Origin of the sequence: Sodalis sp. dw_96, assembly GCF_018449575.1 — a bacterium.
In the GTDB taxonomy this organism is placed as follows: Bacteria; Pseudomonadota; Gammaproteobacteria; order Enterobacterales; family Enterobacteriaceae; genus Acerihabitans.
The window spans coordinates 36,732-60,745 of record NZ_JAAVUT010000024.1 but is presented as its reverse complement, the minus strand read 5'-3'; the positions used below and the strand labels follow the sequence as shown (position 1 = coordinate 60,745).

At 54.0% G+C, this 24,014-nt stretch carries 25 protein-coding genes; 16 read left to right on the top strand and 9 right to left on the bottom strand.

Annotated elements, in window-relative coordinates; genetic code table 11:
• Positions 1 to 38: 38 nt before the first annotated feature.
• The 5 genes from HB631_RS23420 (at position 39) to HB631_RS23400 (ending at position 4,862) form a co-directional block, all read left to right on the top strand.
• On the top strand, positions 39 to 791 hold the full coding sequence (locus tag HB631_RS23420) for an amino acid ABC transporter ATP-binding protein (RefSeq protein WP_213993611.1): 753 nt from the start codon (positions 39 to 41) through the stop codon (positions 789 to 791).
• Between the two features lie 67 nt (positions 792 to 858).
• A complete protein-coding gene (gene solA / locus HB631_RS23415) occupies positions 859 to 1,998 on the top strand; it encodes an N-methyl-L-tryptophan oxidase (RefSeq protein ID WP_213993591.1) in 1,140 nt (379 codons plus the stop codon).
• Positions 1,999 to 2,073: 75 nt separating this feature from the next.
• Complete coding sequence (locus tag HB631_RS23410; protein ID WP_213993590.1) at positions 2,074 to 2,982, top strand: ABC transporter substrate-binding protein; 909 nt, start codon at positions 2,074 to 2,076, stop codon at positions 2,980 to 2,982.
• Between the two features lie 45 nt (positions 2,983 to 3,027).
• The gene (locus HB631_RS23405) at positions 3,028 to 3,789 is read left to right on the top strand and encodes a glutamine amidotransferase (RefSeq protein WP_213993589.1); all 762 of its coding nucleotides are present in this window, start codon (positions 3,028 to 3,030) and stop codon (positions 3,787 to 3,789) included.
• A 74-nt stretch (positions 3,790 to 3,863) separates the two neighbouring features.
• On the top strand, positions 3,864 to 4,862 hold the full coding sequence (locus HB631_RS23400; RefSeq protein WP_213993588.1) for a LacI family DNA-binding transcriptional regulator: 999 nt from the start codon (positions 3,864 to 3,866) through the stop codon (positions 4,860 to 4,862).
• A 47-nt stretch (positions 4,863 to 4,909) separates the two neighbouring features.
• Here HB631_RS23400 and HB631_RS23395 read toward each other — a convergent pair whose 3' ends face one another.
• The 3 genes from HB631_RS23395 to HB631_RS23385 all read right to left on the bottom strand — a co-directional run bounded on the left by HB631_RS23395 (position 4,910) and on the right by HB631_RS23385 (position 8,164).
• On the bottom strand, positions 4,910 to 5,989 hold the full coding sequence (locus HB631_RS23395) for a YeiH family protein (RefSeq protein ID WP_213993587.1): 1,080 nt from the start codon (positions 5,987 to 5,989) through the stop codon (positions 4,910 to 4,912).
• Positions 5,990 to 6,134: 145 nt separating this feature from the next.
• Complete coding sequence (locus HB631_RS23390; protein WP_213993586.1) at positions 6,135 to 6,821, bottom strand: FCD domain-containing protein; 687 nt, start codon at positions 6,819 to 6,821, stop codon at positions 6,135 to 6,137.
• Positions 6,822 to 7,033: 212 nt separating this feature from the next.
• Positions 7,034 to 8,164 carry an autotransporter domain-containing protein gene (locus HB631_RS23385; protein ID WP_213993585.1) on the bottom strand — a complete coding sequence of 377 codons (1,131 nt, stop codon included), beginning with the start codon at positions 8,162 to 8,164 and terminating at the stop codon, positions 7,034 to 7,036.
• Positions 8,165 to 9,057: 893 nt separating this feature from the next.
• Here HB631_RS23385 and HB631_RS23380 point away from each other — a divergent pair.
• Entirely contained in the window at positions 9,058 to 9,459 is a 402-nt protein-coding gene (locus HB631_RS23380) for a hypothetical protein (RefSeq protein ID WP_213993584.1), read from the top strand.
• Positions 9,460 to 9,575: 116 nt separating this feature from the next.
• Here HB631_RS23380 and HB631_RS23375 read toward each other — a convergent pair whose 3' ends face one another.
• Together HB631_RS23375 and HB631_RS23370 are read right to left on the bottom strand one after the other, a co-directional pair.
• Complete coding sequence (locus HB631_RS23375; protein WP_213993583.1) at positions 9,576 to 10,208, bottom strand: glutathione S-transferase; 633 nt, start codon at positions 10,206 to 10,208, stop codon at positions 9,576 to 9,578.
• 73 nt (positions 10,209 to 10,281) lie between these two features.
• Positions 10,282 to 11,028, bottom strand: coding sequence for an SDR family oxidoreductase (locus tag HB631_RS23370; RefSeq protein ID WP_213993582.1), 747 nt, complete (start codon positions 11,026 to 11,028; stop codon positions 10,282 to 10,284).
• Between the two features lie 198 nt (positions 11,029 to 11,226).
• On the opposite strand from HB631_RS23370, the gene HB631_RS23365 reads away from it, so the two are divergent.
• The 7 genes from HB631_RS23365 to HB631_RS23335 all read left to right on the top strand — a co-directional run bounded on the left by HB631_RS23365 (position 11,227) and on the right by HB631_RS23335 (position 16,909).
• A complete protein-coding gene (locus HB631_RS23365; RefSeq protein ID WP_213993581.1) occupies positions 11,227 to 12,126 on the top strand; it encodes a LysR family transcriptional regulator in 900 nt (299 codons plus the stop codon).
• Between the two features lie 201 nt (positions 12,127 to 12,327).
• Positions 12,328 to 13,068: a MipA/OmpV family protein gene (locus HB631_RS23360; RefSeq protein WP_213993580.1), complete on the top strand. Its 741-nt coding sequence runs from the start codon at positions 12,328 to 12,330 to the stop codon at positions 13,066 to 13,068.
• 244 nt (positions 13,069 to 13,312) lie between these two features.
• Positions 13,313 to 14,059, top strand: coding sequence for an MtnX-like HAD-IB family phosphatase (locus HB631_RS23355; protein WP_213993579.1), 747 nt, complete (start codon positions 13,313 to 13,315; stop codon positions 14,057 to 14,059).
• Positions 14,043 to 14,936, top strand: coding sequence for an alpha/beta fold hydrolase (locus tag HB631_RS23350; RefSeq protein WP_213993578.1), 894 nt, complete (start codon positions 14,043 to 14,045; stop codon positions 14,934 to 14,936). Before HB631_RS23355 ends, HB631_RS23350 begins: the two co-directional genes overlap by 17 nt.
• A 22-nt stretch (positions 14,937 to 14,958) precedes the next feature.
• A complete protein-coding gene (locus HB631_RS23345; RefSeq protein WP_213993577.1) occupies positions 14,959 to 15,315 on the top strand; it encodes an EamA family transporter in 357 nt (118 codons plus the stop codon).
• Positions 15,312 to 15,689 (top strand): EamA family transporter, encoded by a 378-nt coding sequence (locus tag HB631_RS23340; protein ID WP_213993576.1) that lies wholly within the window; start codon positions 15,312 to 15,314, stop codon positions 15,687 to 15,689. The genes HB631_RS23345 and HB631_RS23340 overlap by 4 nt, the downstream gene beginning before the upstream one ends.
• A complete protein-coding gene (locus HB631_RS23335) occupies positions 15,686 to 16,909 on the top strand; it encodes a DegT/DnrJ/EryC1/StrS family aminotransferase (protein WP_213993575.1) in 1,224 nt (407 codons plus the stop codon). The genes HB631_RS23340 and HB631_RS23335 overlap by 4 nt, the downstream gene beginning before the upstream one ends.
• Here the strand turns inward: HB631_RS23335 and HB631_RS23330 are convergent.
• The 3 genes from HB631_RS23330 to HB631_RS23320 all read right to left on the bottom strand — a co-directional run bounded on the left by HB631_RS23330 (position 16,906) and on the right by HB631_RS23320 (position 20,360).
• Positions 16,906 to 17,853 (bottom strand): hypothetical protein, encoded by a 948-nt coding sequence (locus HB631_RS23330; RefSeq protein ID WP_213993574.1) that lies wholly within the window; start codon positions 17,851 to 17,853, stop codon positions 16,906 to 16,908. The genes HB631_RS23335 and HB631_RS23330 overlap by 4 nt on opposite strands.
• Complete coding sequence (locus HB631_RS23325; RefSeq protein WP_213993573.1) at positions 17,850 to 18,830, bottom strand: GNAT family N-acetyltransferase; 981 nt, start codon at positions 18,828 to 18,830, stop codon at positions 17,850 to 17,852. Before HB631_RS23325 ends, HB631_RS23330 begins: the two co-directional genes overlap by 4 nt.
• Before the next feature lie 171 nt (positions 18,831 to 19,001).
• A complete protein-coding gene (locus HB631_RS23320) occupies positions 19,002 to 20,360 on the bottom strand; it encodes an aminotransferase class III-fold pyridoxal phosphate-dependent enzyme (protein ID WP_255557240.1) in 1,359 nt (452 codons plus the stop codon).
• Between the two features lie 737 nt (positions 20,361 to 21,097).
• Between HB631_RS23320 and HB631_RS23315 the strand changes: the two genes are divergently transcribed.
• Entirely contained in the window at positions 21,098 to 21,316 is a 219-nt protein-coding gene (locus HB631_RS23315) for a DUF378 domain-containing protein (RefSeq protein ID WP_213993571.1), read from the top strand.
• 118 nt (positions 21,317 to 21,434) lie between these two features.
• Here the strand turns inward: HB631_RS23315 and HB631_RS23310 are convergent, their stop codons facing one another.
• Positions 21,435 to 22,046: a DUF3313 family protein gene (locus tag HB631_RS23310; RefSeq protein WP_213993570.1), complete on the bottom strand. Its 612-nt coding sequence runs from the start codon at positions 22,044 to 22,046 to the stop codon at positions 21,435 to 21,437.
• A gap of 311 nt (positions 22,047 to 22,357) precedes the next feature.
• On the opposite strand from HB631_RS23310, the gene HB631_RS23305 reads away from it, so the two are divergent.
• Together HB631_RS23305 and HB631_RS23300 are read left to right on the top strand one after the other, a co-directional pair.
• A complete protein-coding gene (locus tag HB631_RS23305) occupies positions 22,358 to 22,669 on the top strand; it encodes a PTS sugar transporter subunit IIB (RefSeq protein ID WP_213993569.1) in 312 nt (103 codons plus the stop codon).
• 12 nt (positions 22,670 to 22,681) lie between these two features.
• Positions 22,682 to 24,001 carry a PTS sugar transporter subunit IIC gene (locus HB631_RS23300; RefSeq protein ID WP_213993568.1) on the top strand — a complete coding sequence of 440 codons (1,320 nt, stop codon included), beginning with the start codon at positions 22,682 to 22,684 and terminating at the stop codon, positions 23,999 to 24,001.
• The last annotated feature ends 13 nt before the right edge of the window (positions 24,002 to 24,014 follow it).

The window sequence follows — 24,014 nt, the reverse complement described above, 5'->3', positions numbered from 1 at the left end:
ATAATCCGGTCCTCCGGCCCCTGTCCAGGCATCGTCCCATGCTCAGCGCACGGGATATCTGTAAAAGCTTCAGCGCCAACAAAGTGCTTACCGATGTTTCACTGGATGTGGAGCGCGGCGAAGTGGTGTGCATCATCGGCCCGTCGGGGTCGGGCAAAAGTACGTTTTTACGCTGCCTGAATTTCCTGGAGATGCCGGACAGCGGCGGCGTCTGGCTGGACGGCGAACGATTCGGCTGCCGGGAAACCAATGGGGTGTTATGGGAGCTGCCGGCACCAGATTTCGCCCGGCAACGTGCGGCAATGAGCATGGTCTTCCAGCGATTCAATCTTTTCCCGCATCTGAGCGCGCTGGAAAACGTTGCCCTGGCGCTGCGCCATGTACTGCATATCCCACGTCATGAAGCCCGGGAAAATGCCATGGCGGTACTGGCCTCGGTGGGTATGGACAGCTATGCCAACCGGCGACCGACCCAGATGTCGGGGGGACAGCAGCAGCGGGTAGCCATTGCCCGTGCGGTGGCGATGAAACCCAAGGTATTGCTGTTTGATGAGCCGACCTCCGCCCTGGATCCGGAATTGGTACACGAGGTGCTGTCGGTGATGACCCTGCTTGCCCGGCAGGGAATGACCATGGTGGTGGTGACGCATGAAATGGGGTTCGCGCGCGAGGTCAGCCATCGGGTGGTGTTTATGGATCGCGGATGCATTGTAGAAGAAGGCCCCAGCACCCAGGTGATCAACACGCCGTCACAGGCCCGAACGCGCGCGTTTTTGTCAAAAATCAAATAGCGCGCTCGTCCCCACAGACGTGTCATTACAGACGTCACACAGACCTTGCCCTCACAGGAGATTAATTATGTCATCGCAAACAGTCGCGGTTGTCGGCGTCGGCGCCATGGGCAGCATGTCGCTCTGGCAGCTTGCCCAACGCGGGTATCAGGTTACCGGTTTCGATCGTATGGGTGTGCCCCATGATACCAGCGCCCACGGCGCCGAATCGCGGATTTTCCGCCTCGCCTACAAAGAAGGCGCGGAATATATCCCCTTGCTGAAGCGCTCCCTGACGTTATGGCGCGAGCTTCAGTCCACTTCCGAACGCCAATTCCATTTTCCTATCGGCTGCCTGTATATCGGTGAAAAGGGGGCGGAATGGCTGACCGGCACCCTGGAGGGCGCGCACCAGCATAACGTGCGCCATGAAGTGCTGGACGAACAGGCGTTGCGCGTTCGTTTTCCCCAACATCGCCTCAGCGGCGGCGAATTTGCCCTGCTTGATCTCGACGGCGGCCTGCTGCGGCCGGAGCTGGGAGTGAGGGCCGCTGTTAAGGCCGCATTGGCGGCCGGCGCGACGTTGCATCAGGGCTGCGAGGTGACCCGTATTCATCCCCATGCCGATGGGGTCGATATCACCTGCGACGGCAACACTCAGCGGTTTGACCGCGTGGTGGTCACCAGCGGCGCCTGGGGAACGCGCATGATTGACGCCCCATCGCCCCATTTCATCGCCCGCCGCCTGGTAGGAACCTGGTTCGGCATTGATGATAAACAGGCCTACCAGCCGTCGCAGTTTCCGGTCTGTATCAGGCGCACTTCAGAAATCGATTACTCAGGTTTTCCCTGCATGGATGGCTGGACCGTCAAAATAATGCCGCCGGTGAATTATTTAAGCGATGTGGATCCGTCGGCGGTGGACAGAACCGTCTCTTACGCCGACACCGCCATTATGCGGCGCGTTGCCGGCACCCTATTGGAGGGAGTTGACTCCCAGCCGGTGCGCAGCGGCGTTTATCTGGACGGCTTTACCGGCGACGATCGCCCAGTAATCGATTACCACCCGGCCACCGAACGCATCGTTATCGCCTCCGGCTTCTCAGGACATGGCTACAAAATGTCGCCCGCCATCGGGGTAGCGGTGGCCGACCTCATCGAACGCGACGGCGACCCCTATATCAAGCAGCATTTTTCACTGGCTTGCGCCGCCCGTCAGGTCGGTTGACATCGGTTTCTCAACGACCGGCCGGGGATGGCCGGCTAATCCACCGCGGCATGCGGTTTATAAGAGGTTTGAACCATGAGCTTATTCGTCAATACCTGGCGGACAACACTGGTGGTCGCGACGTTCTGGTGCGCTCACGTCGCCTATGCCACAGAGTTAAGCATCGGTCCGAAAGGAGAACCGTTAACCATCAACGCCTCCCCCGACCTTACCGGTAAAGTGCCCCATGCCGGCGGGACCTTTACCATCGGGACCGATCCCGGCACACCCCCCTACTCCTACTATCGCGAGGATGGGCTGACCCTGGTGGGTTTGGATATCGACTTGGGCAACGCCATCGCCGCCAAATTGGGACTGCACGCCAAATGGCAAACGCTGAAATTCCCCGGCATTTTGGCGGCGATAAAAGCCGGCAGGATCGATACCGCCCTCAGCGCCATGGGGGATACGCCGGCCCGTGAAAAAGAGGTGGATTTCGTTGACTATTCCACTGACGGCAACGCCATCGTGGTGGCCAAAGGCAATCCCTCGGGCATCAAGAAAATCGGCGACCTGTGCGGCAAACACGTTGCCCTCCTGCAAGGCAGCGTGATGCAGGGACTGGTGGAGGCGCAAAATAAAAAGTGCTCCACCAAAATCGATATTCAGGTATTCCAGGATATCAATCAGGCCTTGCTTCAGGTTCGCACCCGCCGGGCGGACGCCACCATGTACCAGTACGGCGTGGCCGCTTACGTGATTAAAACCTCGCCGGATGCCGCCGGACTGGACGTGCTGTCTTTTGAGCAATACGGCACCGGCTACAACGCCATGCCGTTTCGTCGTGCCGACAGCGTCATGCGCAATGCCGTCCAGGCCGCGCTGAGCGAAATGCAAAAAGACGGCAGCTATCAAAAGATCCTCACCGTGTGGGGCATGCAGCCCAACGGGCTTACAAAATTCACCGTCAATGACGGCCTTCGTTTCAATCAGCCCGGTGGCTGATATTTTCCCGACGCTTAACGCTAATTCCCTATACAGGAGAGAAAAATGTCCATTCGTGTTTTATATTGCGGCGACACCCAAACGGAAACGTTAATATCCGCCAAAGGCATTGATACTTTTATTCTCAATTACTATCGCGATTCCGCCAAGGTACTGCGCGATGCGCTCTCGCCCCGGCCCGGCATCGCGCTGACCCATATGTCCGCCGACCGTATCCGCGCTGAATTTCCCATGACGGAAGAAGAATTCTCACAGTGGGACGTCATTATCCTCAGCGATACCGGTTACAATAACTTCGCGCTGCTGCCCGGCAACCGCGAGCGCATCGTCCCCATGGGGCCGGATCGCATCGGTAATTTCCGCAAATGGGTTGAGAACGGCGGCGGACTGATTATGGCCGGAGGATATACCACGTTCTCCGGTATCGAGGGCAAGGGCCTATGGGGCGGTACGCCGATGGAGGGGGTATTGCCGGTCACCTGCGAACGCGGCATCGACGACCGCATCGAAGTGCCCGACGGGGCCAAGCTGGATGTTTTGGTGCCTGAACATCCTATTTTAAAGGGTGTCACCTTTGATAAGGAGCGCATCATTCTCGGTTATAATCGGGTGTTTTTGAAATCCGAGGCGACATTGTTAATGGAAACGCGCGGCGATGTGTTTATGGCCGTCGCCGAACCCGGTAAAGGGCGCTCCGTCGCGTATACCACCGATCCGGTCTATCACTGGTGTGGTAATCTGCACGAATGGGAAAATTACGGATTGATGTGGGAGCGCATGGTGAAATGGGCCGCGCGCGAAATATAACGACGCCGATGTAATGCTGTCTGGCCGGCCCGGCTCTTTATGCCGGGCCCCGCACGCGATGAATAAAACCACTAATGACTATTGATCATCGAGCTGTAACTATTTACGACGTGGCCCGCCACGCCCATGTCTCCGTGGCAACGGTTTCACGGGTGACCAACGGTCAAAAAGTGCGCGAGGACCTGGCTAAACGCGTACTGGCGTCCGTTGCCATATTGGGCTTTCGGCCAAACCGTACGGCTCAGCGCCTGCGACTAACCACTTCGCACCTGTGGGCACTGATTGTCCCTGATTTCGAAAACTCTTTTTTTACCCGTTTAGCCCGCGGCCTTGAACAGATTTGCCTGCCGCGCGATACCTGCGTGTTTGTCGGCAGTTCCGATGACGATCCGCAAAAAGAGCGGCATTATCTGGATGTCGCCATCGCCGAACGGGTCGGCGGCGTGGTGATTGCCCCGGCCTCGGACGCCACCGATCTGTCGGGACTGACGGAAGCCGGCATCCCGGTGGTCATTGTCGACCGCTCCCTGCCGGACAATCTCTACGATACGGTGCTGACGGATAACTTCGCCGGCGGGGCGTTGGCGGCCAATTACCTCACCTCTGCAGGCTATCGGAAAACCGTTTGTATCGCCGGCTCGCCGAACCCCACCAGCGAAAAGCGTCTGGAAGGGTTTGCCGCCACGGTGAATAAAACCGGCCTTCTGGATATCGCCAAGGTCAAATACGGCTATAACCGCATCGAGGGCGGCTATACGGCGATTCGCCAACTGCTGGAAGAGGGCATCGTCTTTGATTCGGTTTTTGTCACCAACAACCTGATGACCATCGGCGTGATCAAGGCCCTGGACGACTGGGCGGCCCTGTCCCGGGACAATATTGGCTTTGTGGGCTTTGACCTGAATGAAATTCCGCTGCTGGCGGGTAAACGCATCGCCTCTATCGACCAAAATCCCCATGAAATGGGCCGGCTGGCCGGTGAACGGATTATATTTCAGCAGCAGCAGTCCGATGCCGCCGCCGAGCTGTTTGAATTCACGCCAAAGCTGGGCGGCCTGAACTGGAAGCTGTAAACTCACGCCTTCACCGAAAGGCAGCTGGGCTTGTCTGTCAAGCGCCTTTAAATCAGGTGCCGCACCAACTGATTTATCGCCCCGCCGCCGATAATCAGCCAGATAAACAGCAGCCCGGCGAGCAGGATGGGTTTCAATCCCGCCCGGCGGATGGCCCCGACATGGGTTGTCAGGCCCAACGCCGCCATGGCCATGGCCAACATGGCGGTATCCAGGGTAATGAGTGGGTCCACCACCCTGGCCGGCAGCAGATGAAAGGAGTTGAAGGCCGCCACGAAGATAAATATCACCGCGAACCACGGGACAGTGATGGCGGTTTTATCGGTGGTATCGGTACTGCCGCGGCGCCGGCTGAGATAGCCGGAAACCAGCAATAAAAAGGGCGCCAGCATCATCACGCGAATCATTTTGGTAATGACGGCGGCATTTTCCGCCTCAGGGCTGATGGAATGGGCGGCTGCCACCACTTGCGCCACTTCATGAATGGTGGAACCGGTATAGACGCCGAACGAGAGTTCGCTGAACGGCAGCCAGTGGTAGTGCAGATTGAGGCGGTACAACCAGGGATAGACAAAAATGGCCAGCGTACCGAACAGCACCACGGTAGCCACGGCAACCGCGACTTTACCGGCCTCGGCCTTTAATACCGGTTCGGTGGCCATCACCGCCGCCGCGCCGCAAATACTGCTGCCAGCGCCGATAAGCATCGCGGTCTGGCTATCCATGCCGAACACCTTTCTGCCCAGCCAGCAGGCCAACAAAAAGGTACTGCTCAGGGTTAAGAGATCGATGACGACGCCGGCGGCGCCCACATCGGCGATTTGTTGAAAGGTTAACCGAAAACCATACAGAATAATGCCCATACGCAGCAATCGCTGCTTAGCGAAGAGTACGCCGCTATGACTTGCCGGCTGTAACCAGGGATATACCGTATTGCCGGCGATAATGCCGAAAATAATGGCCAGCGTCAGCGCCCCCAGGCCTAAATGCATGATTAAGGGAATATTACCGGCCCAGATGGCCGCCGACGTCAGCGCACCGGCCAGGGCCAGCCCCGGCAGCAAGGCCAGGGGCTCGCGAGATAAGAGACGTCGTTTGGGTAAGTAATGCAATAGATGAGTGGACATGAAGACTCCGGTTCCAGTAGCGTCTGGAAGACAGATTATCAGCGGACCGTTTAAAAGATAAATTCATTATATACTTATAACCTACCAATATAAGTGGTAATGCGACGCCGGCGATGGTGGAAAATAACGTCAATACTTAAAGTTGCTACCCTTCGAACCAGTCAGGGTGGAGTGTAGCGACAGGATCAATGGTTAAAATCATGTGTTCGAGATGGCGGCGGAGCGCCTGCTCAGCGGCATCGGCATCTCTTTTTATCAGGCCGTTTAAAATTTGATAATGCTCCGCGACGAGACTGTAGGGCGGCGAGATGGCGCTCAAGCTGAGAAAACGCACGCGATCCATGGTGGCCTTGATGGATTCAATGGTTTTCCAGGCGAGTTGGCATTCGGCGATATCGGCCAGTGCCTGATGATAACCATCATCAAGGTCAAAAAACTCCCGGACCCGGCCATTATCCGCCGCCAGCGCCTGACGGCGCAGAATATGCTCAAGCATCATCAATTGATCTTCAGAAATACATTCACAGACGCGACGCACCACGGCGCATTCGATGACTTGCCGGATAAAACGCACTTCGGAGACGCGTTTGGCGGAAATACGCCGTACAAACGTACCGCGCTGCGGAAGAACCTGTATCAGGCCGGCCTCAGCCAGTTTGATAAAGGCCTCTCTGATCAACTGACGTGACACGCCGAGGTATACTGAGATTTCTTTTACCGATAACAAACTACCGGGAGCAATAGAACACGATATTATTTCATTGCGTAAAAAACGGTAAACTTGTAGGTTTATCGGTTCATTATTGTTGAAATCATATACTTTTGGCGTCACGGTCAGGATGGCTTATTTCGATAAACGGATGGTCATCCTACTATGTACATTGACAGTATGACAAATATCTTATGGAATCTGACCAGCCCTAAGGCCGATATCGGCAAGATAACAAAAGGGCGGGTTCACCGCGTAACGCTCACACCAGAACCGGCCCATTTTGTTATCTTGGTTAATTTCATTGCAATATCAGCAATTTCATCCCTCTAGGATCAGAAATCGTACCAGGCGCGGATAATGTTTGTGCCATAGTTCCCGCCGGTGGCAGTGGTAAAGACGTGTTCATAATCAACACGGAAGCCATATTTCAATTGGAACGAGATACCTACACCATTGTCCAATTTTTCATAATTCCGATCGTCGAGATATTCCAGACGGTCACCCATGAAATAAGGTTTAATGGTTTTAATCGCAAAGCTGTTGATGGGGAAGGTGTAGCCGGCAAAATATTCAATACCGTAAGCGTCACCGGCGAAGTAATCATTGGTATCTTTTATTTTTGTGGTCAGGAAGTTTTGATAGAAACCACCGGAGGCGGATACCATCCAGTTACCGGGCGTCCAACTGAGGCCGGTGCCCATAATGCTTTGATTATATTCTTTCGACTTGCCTGCGGTCGGTTCTTTCAAATCTGCGTTGGTGTAGTCATAGGCCAAACCCCAGCTCAGGGTGGGGGTTAAATGATAGTTGATGCCTAACGCACCGCCGCCATTGCGTCTGTAGTGGAAATTATCCGGGGTGAGGTAGTCATCATCTGCAAACAAATAAGCGGCATAGAGATCGGCATTTCCTGCTTTAACTTTGTATTTTAATTGCTTGCGTGAACGGTAAGAGCCGTCATAGTCACCGTTGATACCGTTACCCGGCGCCTGGGCCAGCATATCGTCATCCCACACGTCTGTTTTACCGCCCACCACATCGTAATACACGCTAAGCTGTTGGCCAAAGGTGAGCTGGCCGAGAGTCTTACTTTTGAAACCGGTATAGAGTTGACGACGGATGGTATTATTGGCTCCGTCAGCATGATGGTTATCCATATCCAAGAGAGCGGGGAAATTCACACCCAATTCGTAATAGTTAATCCAACTGATATCATCGAACAAATAGTAATCAGAAGAAAAACGAAAACGAGATCCTCCGTCAAAACCATTATCTTTAAAGGATTTTTGGCCGGTTACCGCGTTCATTTGCGGACGGATGCTGCCGCCCACCTGGAAGGTAAGACGGCTCAATGGATCATTAGGTTGAGGATTTTGCTGTAGCAAAGTAATTTCTGCATTTGAGATAAAAGAAACACTACCCAATACTATGCCAATAGAAATCCCTAATATGGATTTTTTCATTTTAAGTAATAATTCCGTGTGAAAGAAATTTTTCAAATAGCATTGCTTATATAATTACCTTACCAAGCATGCCAGTGCCTGAATATCTGGGCCAACCCTTTCCAAACCATAAAACCGCTTAGGCTTAAAGCACAGCAACTTCAACGAAAATCATCGCTTTTTACCTATACAAATTAAATACTGGTTGTGATCGTTGGTTTCTTGAATTCACTTTGCCATAAAAAAAACCTCATCTATTTTTATTTAAATAGCGTCATCTCCCATAATCCTTATAGGAAAAAAATGCAAAACGTCCATAACTTCGGCAAAATCATTTCATACCCGCTTAAATAGATATAAGCGAGTGGGGATTTTAACTATTTTCTCCTTGGATGAATATTCCACCCAAACAAAAATCTTAGGGTTCCACGCTTTCACCAAAGCGTGCCTCCACCGCTGACTTTAACCAACGGTGAGCATGACGCGGCGGATATCCCTCAGGGTCATCGTGACTTCGGACTGCCGCAAAGGCGCAAAAAAAGACACAGACGACGAACGAGCCTTCAACATTCATGATTTTCATGACATTTCCAAAAAATCACATAAATACATATGTTAATGATTATTAATTAATGATTGATGCTAATGATTAATGAGACAGCGCAAATCATCACACTTGTCCATCTACCATACAAGACCGATAAGAGCTTTTTGTAGTCAAGATCACAGATTAATCATTAACAATAATCCGATGTCCTCACTGCCAGGGGATATCAGCCCTTTTTTGCCGACCTTAAAATACAGGCTTCACCCCTGGTCATTGACGAATACTGGCATATGCATGTATCGTTTCCTCAATGCCCCTGGCAGCGGCTTTGCTTTCTGGTCACCAGGGTTTCATCGGGAGGTCAAACATGCCTTATCTTCAACTTGACGTAAACGATCATTACCCGGCGGCGGACAAGAAACGCCTCGCGGCGAAAATGAGCGAAACCTATGCCCAAATGATGTCGGTGGATATCCGCCGAATCAGCGTTGCCATTCGTGAATTGGGCGAAGGCGGGGTTTGGCGGGTTCCGGATATCGGCGGCGAGCCGACCCCGGTTTCCGTGATGATGCTGGACATCCGAAAAGGCAGGACGCCGGAGCTGCGAATGGAGGTGGCAAAAGCGCTCTGTGCGCATTGCATCGAGATTTTGGGTCTGCGCGCAGACCGCCTTAATGTCGAGTTTACTCAACATTCCGGCGACGAGATGTATCACCCGGCGTTAGGCGGCTATAGCCCGGAGTGGGAGCAGGGAGAGGGGTCGCGGTAAAGCGGGGCTCACAATGACAGGCGGATCCTTTCCCGCCGGGGCGGGATAAAAAAAGCTCGCCCTATGATTGAACCCGCCGCCCGCGGTCTGTTGAATGCTCCCATCCGTAATCTACATCAAGCACCGGCGCTTGAACGCGAGGAAATCGATTCATACCAACGCTTCAGCGCCGGGCAACCATCGGGAACAGGCAGCTTGATACCGCCGGTGGCAAAATCCACGGTGACCAGGGCCGTAATGTCGGCGACGGAGAAGACTTCTCCGGCAACGAACGGCGTTTGGGCCAGGCGATCCTCTAGGTCGACATAAAAATTCTTAACCCGCAATACGCTGCGCTCAGCCAGAGCGGGGAGCTGTTCGTAATCATAGGGTCCGGACAGCGCCCGTCCTTTAAGACCCGGCACGGTATTGCGCACGGCTTCCATCACGGCGGCGAAGCCGTCAAGTTCCACGCGGCGCTCCCACATGGTAATAAGCGCCCTCTCTTTTGCTGACGATCCCAGCAAAGGCGTCGCCGGATGAGTCTCTTCAAGATAGCGCCAGATGGCCGGGACTTCCGCGATGGATGTGCCGTCATCGAGCACCAGCGTCGGCACCTGCAGGCGCGGGTTAATGGCGCGATAATCAGCGCCAAACTGCTCCTTGGCGCCGAGATTCACCGGTATAACGTCTAATTGGATGCCCTTTTCCGCCAGGAAAATGCGAACACGGCGGGAATTGGGCGATGAAGCGGATTGGTAGAGTTTCATGATGTCTCCTGATGTGGTGCGAAAGACGTTTTCAATAAACATTGACACCTAACAGGCATGGTCGGGAACGGCCTCAAAGCTTCGAGCCGCCGTCCACGCGCAACGTATCTCCGGTAATCCAGCGGGCGTCATCGGACGCCAGAAAGGCCACGGCCGCGCCGATATCATCAGGTTGAGCCATGCGTTTGATGGCCTGCATATCCAGCGTGAAATCACGCCCGGCATCAGTCTTGGCAAAACTGGACATATCGGTGGGCACCACGCCGGGGGCCACGGCATTCACGCGGATACCGCGCTCCCCGAGGGCGGCGGCGAAGTGCTTAACCAGCGTATCTATGGCGCCTTTGGTGGCGGCGTAGGCGGAAAGCGTCCCGACGCTGGCATGGGCGGCGAGGGACGACAGCAGGATGATACTGCTGCCCTGGCACATCACCGGCAGAAGCTGTTGCACCAGAAAATAGGGCGCGCGTACATTCACCGCGAACAGGGCGTCAAAATCCTCCACGGTGGTATCCTCGATGGTAGCGGCCCTGGATATGCCCGCGTTGGCCACCAGGATATCCAATCTGCCGCCGATAATATCCCGAACGCGACGGGCCAGTTCGTGCGGTCCGTTCGCCGCCGCCAGATCGGCCGCCAGCTTCTCGGCTTTGCCACCCCCCAGGCGGATCTCGGCGACAATAGCCTCCGCTTCCTGACCGCCGCTGCTGTAATGCACCAGGACCTGGGCGCCGGCATGTGCCAACGCCAGCGCGCTTGCCCGACCGATTCCCCGTGACGCGCCGGTAACCAGCGCCGTTTTGCCAGTGAGATTGTTCATTATCAGACTCCCGGTGGTATAGTTGAAATGGATGGAGCAACGCCCCGCCGACCCGCGGCCTGAAGAGAGTGAAATGTCTTCAACGCCGCCCTAGAGAGCAATCTAGGCCGTATCGATGATACTGAAAAAGACTTTATAAGCTGGTAGGCATGCCTGAAAAGCATGGGACCCGTGACAGTGAAAAATTGAAGGAAGCCTATGGAACTGCGCCATCTTCGCTATTTTATCGCCGTCGCCGAGACCGGGAGCCTTACCGTCGCGGCCGGAAAAAGGCTGCACACATCCCAGCCATCGCTGAGCAGGCAAATACGGGATCTGGAGGAGCAGGTTGGGGTAGCGCTGTTGATACGCGGTCCCCGCGGCGTAGAGCTGACCGTCGCCGGGCGCGCCTTTATCGACCACGCACGGCTGGCGATGAATCAGGTGGATGCCGCGGTTGAAGCGGCCCGCAGGGCGGCGGAGCCCTCCAAGCAGCGTTTGGTGCTGGGCTTTCTTACCGGCCAGGAAATGAAGTGGCTGCCCGAAGCCATGCACATCTTGCGCGACGAATTACCTAACATTGATATCACCGTTTCCAGCGACTATTCTCCCGACCTCGCCGAAGCGCTGGCCAAAGGCAAGCTAGATCTGGCGTTCCTGCGCGCCGAGCCCGATGTCGATCTCACCTATCGAGTAGTGGATTCCGAACCCTTGGTGGTGCTGATGCCCAGCGATCACCCGTTGACGGCCCGGGATTGCATCTCGCCGCAAGAGCTTGCCCAACACCCTTTTATCGGTATGGCGGATAAGGCAGTCGTGCTGCGCGCCGCCATCGAGGATTACCTTGAACGCGCCGGGGTGCGAATAACGCCGGCCCAGAAGGTGGATAATCCCGCCAAGGTCATGTCTCTGGTGGCATCGACCCGGGGCTTGACGCTGATCCCCGCCTACGTCGAGAACCTGATGCCTTGGTCAGTGGTCAGCCGTCCCCTGGCCGGCGAAGCGCCGAGGATTGATCTGGTGGTGGGTTACAGCCGATCAAACCAGTCACCGATTCTTGCGCTGTTCTTGTCCCGGCTGGACGATCTTATCCATCGCGTGGCGCAAAAGCGACGTTAAATCTATTCCGAAGCTGAATTGAATAGAAATGTAAATCTCTTATGAATGGCCGTCGCGTGAAGACAAAATAGGCCGTTCTTCGCTTCAGGACATGGACGCCTGGGGGAGTGAATCACAGACCTGCGGGAAGCGCGTTGGCGTATTTGTTGCGCCAGCACATTGTAGTAATACTTATCATTAGAATTCAACCATAATCATACGATGAAATCGCATACATACATCATAATTTCCTTGGTTTTATTGGCCCCCATATACGGCCAGGCGGCGGATATCGCTCTGGGAGCAGGGGGTTTTTTATCCACTTCGCCCTATAAGGTGAACAGAGACGATTACTCGATATGGCCGGTAGTTAACTACGACGACGATACCTGGTATATCCAGGGGGACGATGCCGGGCGATATCTGATAAACGATGATGTCAATGAGCTGAAACTTAAAGTTTTTTACCTCGATCAGCAATATAAAGCCCGGCGGGGCAGCGACGCGGCGATGCGCCGGCTCAGCGATCGCCGGTCCACGGTGATGTCCGGTATAAGCTATCAGCGCACCACTCCGATAGGGGCGATTCATGTCCAGCTGGCGGGGGATATTCTGAATAACAGCCAGGGTGTTTTGGCCAATATTTCCTACCTGAATCAGGTGCAATTGGGCATGCTGACAGTGATACCTGAGTTAGGCGTGGATGGGGCCAATGGCCAGCAAACGCGCTACTATTACGGCGTATCATCCATGGAATCCCGCCGCAGCGGCCTGAGCGAATATCGCCCGTCGGCAAATATAACCCCTTATGTTTCCCTGACCGCCGATTATAAATTCTCCCCACAGTGGGATACCTATGCCAGCGCTCGGGGGAATTTCCTGCCTTCAGAGGTTCGTGACAGTCCTATGGTCGATCGGGATGAAACTTATGCGTTTTCTGTGGGCATAAACTACAATTTTTAAGTTTGAAGGGGTAAAAGAGTTATTTTTTAACAAAAAATTATTTACAATCAACCAATTGATAACAACTAGATTTTACATTCATAATATTATTTATCCCATCACTTCGTTTATAAACTATTTATTATTATTAAGGTACAATACCCGCCATCCGCTGAGTTTCAATGAATGCAGGCTCCTCATCGCTCCCGGGGCTGAGTGGCTCTTTTTTATCACCGTCTTCCTTTCAGAGCTAATAGCTGTATATATGGCAATAAGATCCATTCAATCAACCCCGCGATTACCGTCATGGACGGTGTTGTGTGACTTTGACGGAACCATCAGTTTCAAAGACGTCACTGACACCTTATTGGATGCATTTGGTATGCCGGGCTGGCAAGCGCTGGAACAACAATGGGAAGACGGCGATATAGGCTCGCGGGAATGCATGGCGGGACAAATCGCCCTGTTGGATACCTCCCGGCTTGAGCTGAATGCATGCCTTTCCAATCTGGCCATCGATCCGGGGTTTGCCGAATTCGCGCTTTATGCCCGCCGGCAAAACGTACCGTTGCATATCGTCAGCGACGGGCTGGACTACGCCATTAACCATATCCTGCAGGCCAACGGCATTAGCGGTATTCCGGTGATTGCCAACCGTTTACGGCAGGTGAGCGAGCGGCGCTGGGCGTTGGACTTCCCTTACCATAACGCCAATTGCCTGAAAGCCAGCGGCGTATGTAAATGCGGTGTCGCCAAAACCGTGGCGCCGGATAAATTCCTGATGATTGGCGACGGACGTTCCGATTTTTGCGTCTCGCAAATTGCCGATCATGTTTTCGCCAAAGGCAGTCTGGTGGCCGAATGCAGCAAAATGGGCGTTCCTTTTACCGCCATCAAGGATTTTTCCCAGGCATCCGCCGAGCTGGAGCGTTTATTACAACAGCGGGAAAGCGCCTACCTGGCGCCAGTCGAGCAGCTGATAATCCGGGGGATGTGTGATCAACCATCATGATTTTTTGCTGGAAGGCGGCAATATCGGCGTTCTGTTGATTCATGGCCTGACCGGCACCCCCACCGAAATGCGGGGCGTGGGGCGAGAATTCAACCGGGCGGGTTTTACCGTCTACGGCATGCAGCTGGCCGGCCACTGCGGCGATGTGGATGATCTTATCGCCACCAATTGGAAAGACTGGTATCAAAGCGTCGTCGACGCCGCTGATAAGCTGCGCTCACAGGTTGATTATCTTTATGTCGGCGGTTTGTCGATGGGTGCGGTGCTGGCGCTGAAATATGCCGCCGATTTTCCAGAGCGTACCCAGGGCGTATTGGTGTACGGCGCGACGTTCCGCTTCGACGGCTGGACGGTTCCGCTAATATCGCGGATGCTGGCGCCGTGTTTTTTGACCCTGGTGGACATTCTGCATCTCGGCCGCGGCCGCATCTTTAACGAAGAGCCGCCCTATGGGATCCGCAACGAGCAGTTGCGCCGCAAGGTTTCCCAAAGCATGTTAAGCGGCGACAGCGGCGCGGCCGGTCTGGCGGGTAATCCCTGGCCTTCTTTGAGCCAGCTGGTTTATCTGACGCGGAACGTGCGCCAGTCCTTGCCTAAAATCACTTCCCCTTGTCTGGTTCTGCATGCGGAAAATGACGATATCGCCCATCGCCGTAACGGCGAGCTGGTGCGTGATAACGTTAGCGGACCGGTGAAAATGGTATTACTGAAAAACAGCTACCATATGATCACGATTGACAACGACCGGCGAGAGCTGGTGTCCCGTTCCATCACCTTCATGCAGCAAAACGTCCCGCAGACGGATCGTACCGGCGACAGCTCGCTTAATACCCCGGGCCTGCAAAGAGGGCTGAACTCGACGATGCAAAGCGCATGACAAAGGGATACAAGACCAGGTCATGAGCCAATTAACCCTTCTTTTGTGGGTACTGAATGTGTTGGTGGATACGGTGGGCCAGCTGGCGTTCAAAGCCGCCGCGTTATCCGGCACCCCCTATTCCGGCATGGCCCATTGGCGCCATATGCTGACTCATAAATGGATTTGGGTTGGTATTTTCAGCTATGTATTTGAATTTCTGCTGTGGCTGGCCTTTTTGTCGCTGGTGCCGCTGTCCGTGGGGGTCATGCTGGGCTCAATCAACATTGTGGCTATCATGGTGGTCGGCCGCATTTGGTTTAAAGAGAGCCTGAGTAAATGGCGGCTGATTGGCATTTTGCTCATCGCCTGCGGTGTTTTAGTGGTAGGTATTGAATGATGAAACGCTTTTATGTGTTTGGCTTCCTGGCGCTGATGCTGTTCGATACCCTGGCCCAGGTAAGCTTTAAATATGCCTCGCTGCACGCCGCGCCGCTGATGTTGGACGTTCAGTGGCTGGTCCGCGTTTTCGGCCACCCCTGGATTTACGGCGCCTTTGTCGGTTATATCGGCGCTTTTTTTACCTGGATGACCCTGTTGAAATATGCCCCGGTGGGGCCGGCCTTCGCCGCGTCGCATCTGGAAATTATCAGCGTCACCCTAGTGTCCGTCTGGTTATTTGACGACCAGCTCAATCCGGTAAAGGTCATCGGCGGCCTGCTGATATTATCCGGCATCCTCTGTCTGGCCAAAGGCGAGACCGCCGTTTCGTGACCCATTTCCCTCCCCCGGTGGAAATTCCGCCCACCGCCGGGTTACCCGCACAATGGCGCGATCTCCTGGCATTATCCGGTAACCTAGCAGCCGGCCTGGCTCGTTATCTGGCGATTCCCCCGCCCGCGTTGACCTGTTCCGGCACCGCCGCCCTGATCGTGGCATTGCGGGTGTTACAACAGCGCTTGCCCGGCCGGACAACCTTGATTGTCCCAGCTTATACCTGCCCGCTGGTAGCGCTGGCGGTCCATTTTTGCCCGCCTTTGCGCGTGGTTCCCTGCGATCTGGCCCCCGGCGGTATCGATCTGGACGCCGGGCAGTTGGCGTCGCTGTGCGATGAACACACGCTGGCGGTATTGGTGACCCATCTTGCCGGCCGGGTGGCCGACGTTGACAGCGCACTTGCTATAACGGCTAAGGCCGGGGCGGCGATTATCGAGGACGCCGCTCAGGGGATGGGCGCGCTGGACGACGGCCGCAGCGTAGGGCTTAAAGGGGATATCGGCTTTTTCAGTATGGCCCTGGGAAAAGGGCTGACCACCGCGGAAGGCGGCGTGCTGTTCAGCAGCGATCCCGAGCTCAATCAGGCCTTGCATCGGCAATGCCGGCAGGATTTGAAATTCAGTTTGAGCTGGGAGCTGCGACGCACCGTCGAACTGTGGGGATATACGGCGTTTTACCGGCCCCGCGGTCTGTATTATGTCTATGGTAAACCTCTGCGGCGCGCCCTGTCCCGTGGCGATCTGGTCGCGGCGGTGGGGGATGACTTCGAGATAAAAAATATCCCGTTGCACTCCCTTGGGCATTATCGCCGGCGGGTCGCCGCCGGCGCGCTGGCGCGGTTGCCCGGTTTTCTCCAGCAGGGATGCGAACGCGCCCTGCTTCGGGTCGCTTTGTTAAGACAGGTAACCGGTATCAGCGTAGTGACGGATTCGCCGGGCAAGCAGGGCACCTGGCCGTTTATTCTGCTGCTGATGCCGGATAATAAAACGCGGGATGCGGCAATGGATAGCCTGTGGACCTCGGGTTTGGGCGTTACCCGCTTATTTATTCATACCCTGGCGGGCTATCCGGCGGTAACGCCTTTTTTGCAACCGGGAAGTCCTTTTCCAAACGCGCAAGCGCTGGCGACCCGCGGCCTGTCCATCAGCAACAGTCCCTGGCTCTCCGATCGGATGTTCGCCACGATACTGGCGCGGTTGCAGGCCGCGCTGGGTTAATCCCAGCAGTCGTTGATCCGTGCCAATAATCGCTGGTTCAACAGATTTTGCCGTTGCTGCCAGGCAACAGCCTCGGCAACCGAGGGTTCCCGCTGTCCGTCCGCCGCACTGAGCCAGCGCTTAAAGCGGTTGTGATAGCGGTAAATCGAGACCTCGCCGGTAATATCAGCGCCGATAAGCCGGCCTCGACAGGCATCAATCAAATCGGTTAAATGACGTTCCTCAAAGGAGCCCTGATCCCAGTTGGTATTCACTACCTGCGGACTCAGCACATCTTTATCGATGGAAAGATACACCGGCTGCGCGCCGTCGCGATGAAAGCGCGATAAAAAATCCGTCATTAACCCATCGGCATCGGCATAACGACGGCTGCTTTCCTTTGCTCCCAGCCACTTAAGCCAGCCGGTGCCGACATTAATATTCCAATAGGTGAGTTTTTTTCTCATCAATGGGCGCCAGTGATTCTCCCAGGCATGGCCAAGGGCGATATCGGATGAACCGATACCCAAAACATGAATATGAGCCACTTGCGGTAACAGGCTGGCCCAATAAACCCAGGATCCACAGTGGATACCGAAAGGATAACGCATATTATCCGGATGATTATCGCAAATCACGAGGGTAAACGGCGGCTGCTTAGCCAAGCGCTGCAACAACAGATGCGTCAGGTGATGGTAATCGCCGCTGCCGGTGAATACGCAGCCGTAATCGCCGGCCAGCTGTGGCTCCAGCGCGGCGGCGAGTTGCCTGAACGTAGGCCAGCGGCAGCCGAAACGGATGCTTTCCTGCCAGTCTTGCAGGGGAATCTGAACTGCGCCGTCGATATTCACCGGCCCTGCTGCTTGCACTACTGCCGGCGCTCCCATCGGCGCTTTTTTCAGCGCTCTTTCCGGCGCGACGGAATCATCAAAATTCAAAATCAACGGCGGTCGGCGCTGGGTCATGATTGCTGATCCTGATGCCAACGGGCATCGCTTTCAAAATAGTGCCGAAACCGGTTTAAAATCCGGCGCAGCAGGGGATTACGCACCCACGCCAGATGAACGGTAAAGGTGAATTGAGCGCCGAGATCGGCCTTTATCTGAGGATCGGTCCAGCCCGCCACGTAATAACCCAACCGGTTTTCCAAGGCATATTCCAGATTGGCAAACCAGCTCACCACGTAAAGATTATATTCTAATGCCAGCGGGTAATTTAAACCGATGTATTTATCAATCAGCTTATCACCCCGTTGATAACAAAGATTATATCCCACCAATTCTTGCCCCAGCCAGTAGCAGAATACCCGCCCGCCGCTCTCGGCGTCCAATAGCAGTCCGGCAAAAAATTCCGCGCTGAGTAGATCGAAATGGATGTCGCTTTGGTTATAGACCGCCTGATAAAGCTGATAAAGATGTTGCCGCCAGCCGGCGTCGTGAAATCGATTATCCCCGGTATGCAACACTTCCAGCCTTAAATCCCGCCTGCTGCGCAGCTTCCGGCGGATATTACGCCGGCGGCTATGGGACAAGCGCGACAAATAGTCGTCAACACTGTTGAAATCAATGGGCACGTAGGCTAACGCCTGCCCTTCCACCAGAATAAATCCCCGCCGGGTGCATTCGGCGATCAACGCTTGGGAATACTGGTTATCCTGCTCTTGCAGCAAAGGCGAATGTTGCGGTACGTCTTTAATAATGGTGATTTTTTTATCGCCGGCGCAATGGCGTTGAATCCATCCTGATAATGCCTGTGGCGTCATATCGGCGGGAAAAGGGGAATATTCATTGACGGTGGTGCCGATAAAATTAGTATCGATAGTGAGCAATCGGCGCCATAAACCAGACCCGGGCCAGCGAAGTAGTTTTGTACGCACGTCGTTATCCACCGTGGTCAATAAATCAAACCGGGTGGAAAAATACGGCAGTCCCTGTTCTGACATCCGGACTTTAAAACCAGCCGGTGGGTACCGGTTAAAATTCAATATGAGTGCCTGGGGTTCAATATTGTTGACATAAAGAACCTCCGGGCGACTATGGCCAGTCATAAGTCGTGTCCGAAATCAAAATTCAAAAAAAAAGCGCACCAATGTGCGCTTTTTACGAGAATACACTTACATTTCCCGTTTTGCACGACTAATTAGTTGATCCAGCAGTTCCATGGCCTGATCGATTTCACTGCGGCTGATTTCCAGCGACGGCGCAAAGGTAATGACGTTTTTGTAATAGCCGCCCACATCCAGCACCAGACCCATTTTCTGGCCTTTATAATCCAGGGTGCCGGACAAGCCGATATCCACCATTTTATCCAGCAGTGCTTTATTCGGCGTGAAACCGTCGGCTTGGCAAAGTTCAGCATGCAGAGCCAGGCCGAGCCCGTCCACATCGCCGATTTCCGGATGACGGAGTTGCAGCGCTTTCAGCCCTTCGAGGAAATAGGCGCCGCTGTTCATGACTTGGGTTTCGTAGTCTTTTTCCGCCAGCATATGCATGACTTCAAGGCCGACGGCAGTGCCCAGCGGGTTCGAGGCAAAGGTGGAATGGGTCGAACCCACCGGGAAGGTGACCGGATTGATCATTTCTTCACGGGCCCAGATACCTGCCAGCGGATTCAAACCATTGGTCAGCGCTTTACCGAATACCAGCACGTCAGGGGTAATACCGAAGTGTTCGATGGACCACAATTTACCGGTGCGGTAGAAACCCATCTGGATTTCATCCACCACCAGCAGAATGCCGTGATCATCCAGCACTTTTTTCAACCCTTTGTAGAAGTTGCGCGGCGGAATAATATAGCCGCCGGTGCCCTGGATGGGTTCGATATAGAATGCGGCAAACTCGGCTTGCTGGACTTTGGGGTCCCACACGCCGTGGTACTCATTTTCAAACAGACGGGCAAAGTCAGCAATCAGTTTTTCCGCATACTCTTCCGGGCTCATGCCCTTTTGACGGCGGAAGGGATAAGGGAAGGGGATAAATTGCGCTCTTTCGCCGAAGTGGCCGAACCGGCGGCGATAACGGTAACTGGACGTAATGGCGGAAGCACCCAGCGTCCGTCCGTGATAGCCGCCTTCAAAAGCGAACATGCGGCTCTTGCCGTTGCAGAAGTTACGCACCAGTTTCAGTGAATCATCGATAGACTGCGAACCACCGACGTTGTAATGAACACGCCCGGGCAGGCCGAATTTCTTTTCCATGTCCTGAGCGATGATTTTACTGAGTTCAATTTTGGTCGGATGCAGATATTGGCTGGCGATTTGCGGTAGCACATCAATCTGTTTTTTTAATGCGTTGTCCAACCGCGGGTTGGCATAACCAAAGTTGACAGCGGAGTACCACATTTGCAGGTCAAGGTAAGGAATGTCTTTTCCATCAAATATATAGCTGCCTTGACATCTTTGGAAAATCTTCGGAGGATTCACATAATGGACAGTGTCTCCATGTGAACAATACTTTGCCTCATCTTCCAACATCTGTGCTTCAGAAAGCGTCATAACATTACATCTCCGACCAAGAATCAACTTGGCAATATGGCTAATTATGTCTAGTGAAAGTTATTATATCGAGCAAATAAAACGGCAGTGGCTGAATCCAACATCATGTTGTGGTGCCGTTTATGTTTCGCTTATCTTGTTACATTTAAACGATTTTGGGAAGGGCAGCCCAATCCTCATAAAAATCATTAATAACAATAGGATATACGCCATTCCTTTTGATTACCTTAAGAATTAAAAAAATTTAAATTTGTTAGTTTTTATTACAGATCTACCAAAAATGACAGATTTAACTTTCACCAGGTAGCCCTGCCGCCTCAACCGGCAACCGCGGGACTCTCGCAAACGGGGGAACTTATCATCGCCTCGGCCCAAATGGCCTTAAGCGGGCTAGCTGGTGTGTCGATCCGAATGCCCCTGAGCCGGCCGGTCTCAATGCTACTCTCTTTTCTCGCTCTCGCGGAACGCCTATATGCTAAGCAGGCCAAGTAAAAAAAGGTTAAACGACATGAAGAAAAGTATAAATATTCTGTCCATTCACCTCTTGCCATTCGATGCGAATCAAGAAAAGTGATCTGTCCTGTTAATCAAGTCGTAAACAATTATCGAATGTATACTGAATTTATCATTTACTTTTTTATTCTTTTACAAAGCAGTAATAAAGGTATCCGGCGGTATTTATCGGATATGATTTTTATTTTATGGCGGGAGGTTTTATGAAAGCTTTAAGCATGGTTGCACTGGTATTGTTGATTATTGGCGGGCTGAACTGGTTACTGGTGGGATTGTTCAGATATGACCTGGTGGGCGCTATTTTCGGCGGACAAGAGGCCACATTGGCGCGTGTGGTTTATACCTTGGTAGGGATTTGCGCCTTATATGCGTTAACATTCATCCCTAAAGTCGGTTTATTGCAGCACCATCACAGCCAATAAGTGCGGGCCGCCTTCAGGTCCTATCAAACACCAGCAAACTCCAATCCCCGTCTTGCATTCTCAGGGATGTAACGGCGGGCCGAAATCGCCGGCGGATTCTAATCACCGTGTTGCATCCTCAGGGGTGCAACAGCGGGCCGAAATCGCCGGCGGCCTTGTCCAAAGCAATCTGCGCCGACGCCAATTTGCTGAAGCGCGCTTTCAAATCGCTCATCGGTGCGTAATATCCCAGACTCAACGCGGCCAGTTGCCGATGATTGCCGGCTTCCAGCGCCTCTATCTCAATGGCGGCCCCGCCCCGTTCCAGGGGTGCGGCGAACATGGCGGTACTCAGCACATTCAAGGACGGAGAGACGGTGGAAACATCGGTTATGGCGGCACGCACCTCTGCGGGCCGACCGTCGGATGAGGGAGGTAAACGGTCAAGCTGACGCTGTAAATCGGTCCGTAGCGCGCTTAATAAGGCGGTGCGTTCCTCAGGCGATAAACCATCGTTCTTAGCGCGCCATTCCACCTGGGTGACAACAGTGTGGGCCGGATCCAGCGTGACCGGCGTCTTAAGCCACCTGCCGCCGTCCCCGGATGCCGGCGACAGGCGGTGGTAGTCGCTGAGAAAGCCGCTCTGCTTGGTGGCCATGTTAGTACCGCAGGCGGACAAAAACAGCACGGCAACGCCCAGCCACAGCCTGGGGATGAAATACCGGTACCTGTCCTGACAGAACTGACTCATCGGCAAACTCCACACGTTAAAAATCTCCTTACAGCGCCATTATCGACAAACCCAGACCATTAAACACCACCAAGATGTCGTTTAATCGGTGGAAAATCCACTGCTTATGGCGATAAAATCCCCGATTAAGGATATAAAACGCCCTCGCCGACCCTGATTGTCATTGTTCTAGTGATGCCATTCACAAATACTTTCCCTGCTACTGACTTTCCAAGAAAGCCTTCATAAAACGCGTCATAACTCACGGAAACCGGTTTCCGTTTTGTATCCAATGGCCGGGAGAAATTCCTCTTTACCTGGCAAGGTGAGCAATGAAAAGCATCATGTTGTGCTGTTCCGCGGGAATGTCCACCAGTATGTTGGTGAGAAAAATGCAGGCTGAAGCAGAACAGCGCGGCCTGGAAATCGATATTGCCGCCTATGGCGTCAGTGAGTTTGACGAAGAGTTCCCCCATTATCAGGTGGTACTGCTTGGGCCCCAGGTGAAATATATGCTAGAGACATTGTCCGCCAAGGCCGGCGCCCAGGGCATTCCGGTGGCGGCAATCGATATGATGGATTACGGCATGCAACGCGGTGACAAAGTGCTGGACTTTGCCCTTTCCCTCATTGATAACCACTAACAGGACGACGCCATGAGTGCTCTTTACGACGCGATGGTCAGCGTCATCGAACGCCATATCACTCCCCTGGCCGGGCGCGTCGGCCAGCAAAAATATATTATCGCCATCCGTGATGGGTTTATCGCCGCCCTGCCGTTCATGATCATCGGTTCGTTTATGATCGTGTTTATCTTTCCGCCCTTCGCCCCGGATACCCATTGGGCATTCGCCCGCGCCTGGCTGGACTTTTCGGTGCGCTACCGCGATCAACTGATGCTGCCGTTTAATCTCAGCATGGGCGTCATGACCTTTTTCATTTCCGTGGGCATCGGCGCCAGCCTGGGCAAACATTATAAGCTTGATCCCATCATGACCGGGCTGCTGTCGTTCATGGCTTTTCTACTGGTGGCGGCGCCTTATCACGACAAACAAATATCCGTCGCTTATTTTTCCGGCCAGGGAATTTTCACCGCCATTATTACCGCCATTTACGCCTGTGAGACTTATGCTTTCCTGAAACGACGCAACGTCACCATCCGCCTGCCGAAAGAGGTTCCCACCGGCGTGGCCCGTTCGTTCGAAATACTGATTCCGGTGGTGGCCATCGTCGCCACGCTGCATCCCCTGAACCTGCTGGTGGAACACTTTACCGGCATGATTATTCCCCAGGCCATCATGCAACTGCTGGCGCCGCTGGTTTCCGCCTCGGACTCGTTACCGGCCATGCTGTTGTCGGTGCTGGTATGCCAAATTCTGTGGTTTGCCGGTATTCACGGCGCGCTGATTGTCACCGGCATCATGAATCCGTTCTGGCTCGCTAATCTGGCGCAGAACCAAAGCGCTCTTGCCGCCGGCGAGCCGCTGCCGCACATTTATCTGCAGGGTTTCTGGGATCATTACCTGCTGATAGGAGGAGTGGGCTCTACCTTGCCGCTGGCGTTTCTGCTGCTGGTCAGCCAGTCGGTACACCTGCGCACCATCGGCCGGATGGGTATCGTGCCCAGCTTCTTTAATATCAACGAACCCATTCTGTTCGGTACGCCGGTCATCATGAATCCGGTAATGTTTTTACCTTTTACCCTGATACCGATGATTAACGCCACCTTCGCCTGGACCGCCACGAAACTGGGCTGGGTATCGCAGGTGGTGCAATTGACCCCCTGGACCACCCCGGCCCCCATCGGCGCGTCCTGGGCCGCCAACTGGACCTTAAGCCCGGTGGTGATGTGCCTGTTCTGCATGCTGATGTCGGCGGCCATGTATTACCCCTTCCTCAAAGCCTATGAACGTTCACTGCTCAAAAAACAGCAGGATGAGCTGCAACGGGACGCCCGGGTGGCGTTGAATTCCTGAGCAAGCCAAAGGA

What these genes read in the sequence shown, in the direction of transcription:
- HB631_RS23410 (WP_213993590.1), top strand. Translation starts at nt 2,074, where the DNA reads ATGAGCTTATTCGTCAATACCTGGCGGACAACACTGGTGGTCGCGACG.
- HB631_RS23345 (WP_213993577.1), top strand. Translation starts at nt 14,959, where the DNA reads ATGAGCCAATTAACCCTTCTTTTGTGGGTACTGAATGTGTTGGTGGAT.
- HB631_RS23315 (WP_213993571.1), top strand. Translation starts at nt 21,098, where the DNA reads ATGAAAGCTTTAAGCATGGTTGCACTGGTATTGTTGATTATTGGCGGG.
- HB631_RS23405 (WP_213993589.1), top strand. Translation starts at nt 3,028, where the DNA reads ATGTCCATTCGTGTTTTATATTGCGGCGACACCCAAACGGAAACGTTA.
- HB631_RS23340 (WP_213993576.1), top strand. Translation starts at nt 15,312, where the DNA reads ATGATGAAACGCTTTTATGTGTTTGGCTTCCTGGCGCTGATGCTGTTC.
- HB631_RS23380 (WP_213993584.1), top strand. Translation starts at nt 9,058, where the DNA reads ATGCCTTATCTTCAACTTGACGTAAACGATCATTACCCGGCGGCGGAC.
- solA (WP_213993591.1), top strand. Translation starts at nt 859, where the DNA reads ATGTCATCGCAAACAGTCGCGGTTGTCGGCGTCGGCGCCATGGGCAGC.
- HB631_RS23395 (WP_213993587.1), bottom strand. Translation starts at nt 5,989, where the DNA reads ATGTCCACTCATCTATTGCATTACTTACCCAAACGACGTCTCTTATCT.
- HB631_RS23325 (WP_213993573.1), bottom strand. Translation starts at nt 18,830, where the DNA reads ATGTCAGAACAGGGACTGCCGTATTTTTCCACCCGGTTTGATTTATTG.
- HB631_RS23370 (WP_213993582.1), bottom strand. Translation starts at nt 11,028, where the DNA reads ATGAACAATCTCACTGGCAAAACGGCGCTGGTTACCGGCGCGTCACGG.
- HB631_RS23355 (WP_213993579.1), top strand. Translation starts at nt 13,313, where the DNA reads ATGGCAATAAGATCCATTCAATCAACCCCGCGATTACCGTCATGGACG.
- HB631_RS23400 (WP_213993588.1), top strand. Translation starts at nt 3,864, where the DNA reads ATGACTATTGATCATCGAGCTGTAACTATTTACGACGTGGCCCGCCAC.
- HB631_RS23320 (WP_255557240.1), bottom strand. Translation starts at nt 20,360, where the DNA reads ATGTTGGAAGATGAGGCAAAGTATTGTTCACATGGAGACACTGTCCAT.
- HB631_RS23375 (WP_213993583.1), bottom strand. Translation starts at nt 10,208, where the DNA reads ATGAAACTCTACCAATCCGCTTCATCGCCCAATTCCCGCCGTGTTCGC.
- HB631_RS23365 (WP_213993581.1), top strand. Translation starts at nt 11,227, where the DNA reads ATGGAACTGCGCCATCTTCGCTATTTTATCGCCGTCGCCGAGACCGGG.
- HB631_RS23310 (WP_213993570.1), bottom strand. Translation starts at nt 22,046, where the DNA reads ATGAGTCAGTTCTGTCAGGACAGGTACCGGTATTTCATCCCCAGGCTG.
- HB631_RS23420 (WP_213993611.1), top strand. Translation starts at nt 39, where the DNA reads ATGCTCAGCGCACGGGATATCTGTAAAAGCTTCAGCGCCAACAAAGTG.
- HB631_RS23360 (WP_213993580.1), top strand. Translation starts at nt 12,328, where the DNA reads ATGAAATCGCATACATACATCATAATTTCCTTGGTTTTATTGGCCCCC.
- HB631_RS23385 (WP_213993585.1), bottom strand. Translation starts at nt 8,164, where the DNA reads ATGAAAAAATCCATATTAGGGATTTCTATTGGCATAGTATTGGGTAGT.
- HB631_RS23330 (WP_213993574.1), bottom strand. Translation starts at nt 17,853, where the DNA reads ATGACCCAGCGCCGACCGCCGTTGATTTTGAATTTTGATGATTCCGTC.
- HB631_RS23305 (WP_213993569.1), top strand. Translation starts at nt 22,358, where the DNA reads ATGAAAAGCATCATGTTGTGCTGTTCCGCGGGAATGTCCACCAGTATG.
- HB631_RS23300 (WP_213993568.1), top strand. Translation starts at nt 22,682, where the DNA reads ATGAGTGCTCTTTACGACGCGATGGTCAGCGTCATCGAACGCCATATC.